This window comes from Kosmotoga sp. DU53, from assembly GCF_001639905.1.
GTDB lineage: Bacteria > Thermotogota > Thermotogae > Petrotogales > Kosmotogaceae > Kosmotoga > Kosmotoga olearia.
In genome coordinates this window covers 1-4552 of sequence record NZ_JGCK01000068.1, presented here as the reverse complement: position 1 = coordinate 4552, position 4552 = coordinate 1, and the positions used below count along the sequence as shown (strand labels likewise).

Here is a 4552-nt window from a genome sequence, read left to right as displayed (position 1 = left end):
ATCCGGGCATATGGTGAGCAGGAATATCCTCCCGTCACAATCTGTCCAAGAATTACCCATCACCCTAGCATATTCAGGGAAATAATTATGAAGTTCGTTTTGAAGTTTGTTCTTAAGTCTTGAGGACATGTCGGTATAGTACCTGTAATGCCTCAATAATTCCCTGAAAAGCATGCCGAGTTCGTCATGTGTTGCCCTGATACAATATTCCGGGTGTTCTTTGTAGGTAAGGGCGATACACCTGGCATCTGTTGAATCAGTCTTCACGCCATTTGAATGATAGCCTCTGGCTTCCTTTGACCTTTTCGGTGGCAGGAGATAAACCTCTTTCCCTCTGGACAGCAAGAAATCTCCCAAACGATTGAAACTTTCCTCAATGACGAAAACAGCGTCTTCTGATACCATCTTCAACAACTTCTCATACCCCGCTATACCATCCTTGATCTTAAAAACCTTATCCTGTTCGATAGAATAGCAGGTGTGAAAATTCCACGACCAGTCAATTCCCACAATATCCATACTGATTCCTCCAAAAAACATTGTGCAGTCAATGAGTACAGGTTAATCGATGTAGCGTTCCTGGGTTTCCCCGGATATCCTACTATTGATCCTCTAGTACTCCCAGGATGGAAGAGGGAGTGTGAGAAGCAGTCGCTCTTATGGCGGATCGGTTCTCTGTTCCTCTCTTCCTCCTGACTCGCCTCCTTTATTTTACTCCTACATCGGTTCTCGGACTCTCGGACTCTCGATTCTTACCAGGAGTTCGTGACAACCGCTTGCGGTTCGCATCGCTCCATCAACTGACAACGTCGTGAGCCTCCTGGACGTAGTCCAGCACTTCAGCCAGCTTTGCTGGCTTTCAGCAGATACTCCCCAATCGCCTTAGCAGCCTTTTTCCCCGCACCCATGGCTTCTATAACCGTTGCGGCTCCTGTTACTATGTCGCCTCCTGCAAAAACGCCTTCAAGATTGGTCTGACCTGTCTCGGGATCAGCATCGATATAACCCCAACGATTGAGTTTCAATCCCGGAAAGCCTGTTTTCAAAACAGCATTGGCTTTTTGGCCTATGGCTTCTATGACAAGATCGATCTCTATCTCGAACTCCGATCCCTCAATGGGAATCGGTCTTCTTCGACCTGATTCATCCGGAGATCCCAATTCCATCCTGACACATCTCATTTTCCTGACATTGTTGTTTATGTCGCCAATGTATTCCACCGGTTGTGTTAGCCAGAAGAATTTTATCTCTTCTTCAAGGGCATGGTGATATTCTTCAAGCCTTGCAGGCATTTCGGCTTCACTCCTGCGGTAGATTATGGTAACCTCTTTTGCACCGAGCCTTTTGGCTGTCCTTGCGGCATCCATGGAGACGTTCCCTGCACCGATAACCGCAACCCTATCGGAAATCTTAACGGGTGTATCGTACTCAGGAAACCGGTTTGCCCTCATTAAGTTAACACGTGTCAGAAATTCACTGGCCGAGTATATGTTATTGAGATTCGAACCGGGTATCCCCATGAATCTTGGTGCCCCGGCACCGATGCCTATAAATATAGCGTCATACTCATTCCTCAATTCTTCAAAAGGAATAGTTCTTCCGATGATTTGATTGTAAACAAATTTGACTCCCAGCGATTGAACATACTCGACTTCCTTCTGTACTATATCTTTTGGAAGCCTGAATTCCGGGATTCCATAAACAAGCACTCCACCGGCCTTGTGAAAAGCCTCAAAAACCGTTACCTCATATCCGAGTTTCGCCAGGTCGCCGGCAACGGTAAGTCCCGCGGGCCCCGCTCCGATAACCGCCACATTACCTTTGTTTTTCCTCACCCGTTGCACCGATTTAGGGCAGGCTTTGAGATCCATATCCGCCAGAAACCTCTCCATCCTGCCTATGGCTACCGGTTCAGTCCCTTTGATCTTTCCAAGCACGCATTTTGCCTCACATTGCTTTTCCTGTGGACATACTCTCCCTGTGATCGCGGGTAAGCTGTTGCTATCCTTTAATATCTTTATTCCACTGTCAAAATCCCTTTCGCTTATGGCTCGGATGAATCCGGGAATATCAATACCAACGGGGCATCCTTGAATACACAGTGGTACTTTACACTGAAGGCAACGCTGGGCTTCTACAACAGCCTGCTCTTCTGTGTACCCTAAAGCAACTTCTTTAAAAGACACTATTCTTTCGTGTGGTGGTAATTCAGGCATCGGAACTTTCTTGGGTCTGCTCACAGCCATGAGAGATCACCAGCCTTTTTCTTAAAAGCCTCAAGCGCTTTTCTTTCTTCTTCCATGTATTGATGCTGGCGTTTTATCAATTCGTTCCAGTTGACCTTCCTTCCATCAAATTCCGGACCATCTACACACGCGAACTTCATATGGCCGTCAACTTCCACCCTGCAGGCTCCGCACATTCCGGTTCCATCGACCATAATGGGATTAAGCGAAGCCCAGCAAAGAATATTTTCTCTCGCTGCGATAAGGGAAACAAACTTCATCATCACCGTAGGACCTATCGCCCAGATAATGTCGGGTTTGTCACCCGAAGCTATTAATTCTTCGAGTCTCTCCGTTACGAGCCCTTTCTTACCAAAAGTTCCATCATCCGTCGTAAGGATAAGATTATCCACCGTTTCTTCAAACTCATCTTTCAGGATCAATTGCTCAGCCGTTGCTGCCCCAAGTATCGCTGTTATCCGATTTTTTGCCTTCTTAAGAGCTCTCGTTATAGGAAGAAGGGGAGCTATCCCGACACCTCCACCTATGACCGTTACATGCCCATAGTAATCTATTTCGCTTGGATTGCCGAGAGGGCCGACAACATCCAGAAATTCATCTCCTTCGTTCATCATTGCCATCATGTAGGTGGATTTTCCTATGCATTTAACTATGACTCGTACAGCGTTTTTTGAAGCCTCCACAATGGTTAAAGGAATTCGCTCGCCTTTTTCATTCGATCGAATAATTAGAAATTGACCCGGCTTAGCATATTTTGAAATCTGTTCATGTTCTATCCAGAATTCATAAACCCCCGGGGCTAGCTTTCTTTTCCGGAGAATTCTGTGCGCCATACTTTTCCCACCTTTCTATGGGCTCATTCCTATAATAGCAGCCCCGGAGGGTTTTGAAAAAACATCGTAGAATCTCCTAAAATTTTTTCATCGCAGGATTAAAGTGCGCTTTCTCCCGGAACTTTGGCGAAAAGTCTCGTCTGCCGCACGTGTTCAAGTCCCATAACGTACCTTGTAAATCTTTCTATACCTATCCCGCAACCGGCAGACGGTTTTAAAACCCCCTGTTTTGCCAGTTCAAGATAGTCCGTATATTCTTCCGGGCTCGTTCCCTTTAATTTCATTCTCCTGATTATCTGTTCATATTCGTGTTCCCTTTCTCCACCCGATATTCCTTCACCGAAACCTTCAGGATATATAAGATCAAAATCAAGCAACACATCCGGTCTTTCCGGGTCCTGTTTATCGTAGAATTCTCTGTTGAGCAACGGAATGTCTATGAGCCAGACAGGTTCATCAATATCCTTTGAAAGACCACTTTCAAAAGCTTCTCCATACTTTTCCACCGCTTCTTTCACCGTTATCCTTTTGAAAGGTTTTGCGGGAACTTTCAATGTCGGATGGTATTTCTCTTTAACCCATGGATATTTAGACAAAACATTTCTTATCGCATAGATTATTGCATCTTCCATTACATCCATTATCTCGTCCCTGGAAGCTCCGGCGACTTCCATATCCAGCTGCACAAATTCAAAAAGGTGTCGGCCTGAATCTGCCTTATCGGCTGTTTCGAGACGAACATTCGGCGATACGCTGTATATCTTTTCGTGTACAAGAACACTTATCTGTTTGTGAAGTATCATAGATTTCGTTACAGCATAATTCTGGCCGTAGTATTCCACACTGGCGTCAAACACCTCGTGGTTCAGCGGATCGGTAATGGGAGAGAGAATAACAGGAAGAATTTCGACAAAACCTTTGGCGTCAAGAGTTTCCCTCAAGCCTTTCAAAAGTTCGCTCTGGACTAATAACGCGTCTCTGTAAGTTTCGTCCACTAAATAACTTCTCACCATTTCAAGACGGTCTGAACAACCTTTCATCATTAAACCTCGCCTCCTTTAAGTGTATATATAAAAAAGCCGGCACCCAACAATAGGTGCCGGCTCTTTATGTGCAAAAACAGCACTTAGCACCGGAGCCGGCGCTTGAAATTATTATTGTTATTGGAATTTTCGAATATTTGTGCACTTATACTTACAATAAGAATCTCTCTCATCACAATTCTCCTTCACGAATTTCTTTGAACCGATATTACCAGAATCAAAGGTAAAATGTCAAGAGGGCGAATTGCTTCAAAAAAAATCTACTCGAAAAGGGAACGTTGCGTCAAAAATAAATCTACTCAAAAAAGAGGGATAATCTTCTCGAATACCCGGGAAGGTAGGCGAGAAGATGAAGAGGTTAGATATGAAAAATGTGGTGGAAGATTATTCAAAAAGGTACAGGAAAGCTCGCAAAAAGGAAAAATCCGAA

The 4552-nt window shown here is 44.7% G+C and carries 4 protein-coding genes and 1 pseudogene; 1 reads left to right on the top strand and 4 read right to left on the bottom strand.

All coding sequences use genetic code 11. The features are described from left to right. The 4 genes and pseudogenes from DU53_RS09375 to DU53_RS09360 form a co-directional block, all read right to left on the bottom strand. A pseudogene (locus DU53_RS09375) lies at nt 1–519 on the bottom strand (IS110-like element ISKol6 family transposase); the annotation flags it as partial. A gap of 320 nt (nt 520–839) precedes the next feature. Further along, a complete protein-coding gene (gene gltA / locus DU53_RS09370; protein WP_041288731.1) occupies nt 840–2246 on the bottom strand; it encodes an NADPH-dependent glutamate synthase in 1407 nt (468 codons plus the stop codon). Continuing rightward, the gene (locus DU53_RS09365) at nt 2237–3079 is read right to left on the bottom strand and encodes a sulfide/dihydroorotate dehydrogenase-like FAD/NAD-binding protein (protein WP_015869152.1); all 843 of its coding nucleotides are present in this window, start codon (nt 3077–3079) and stop codon (nt 2237–2239) included. The genes gltA and DU53_RS09365 overlap by 10 nt, the downstream gene beginning before the upstream one ends. A 98-nt stretch (nt 3080–3177) precedes the next feature. Next, complete coding sequence (locus tag DU53_RS09360; protein WP_015869151.1) at nt 3178–4122, bottom strand: asparagine synthetase A; 945 nt, start codon at nt 4120–4122, stop codon at nt 3178–3180. Nucleotides 4123–4350: 228 nt separating this feature from the next. Here DU53_RS09360 and DU53_RS12995 point away from each other — a divergent pair. Next, nucleotides 4351–4552: hypothetical protein (locus DU53_RS12995; RefSeq protein WP_235599799.1), on the top strand; the 202-nt coding region annotated here is incomplete at its 3' end.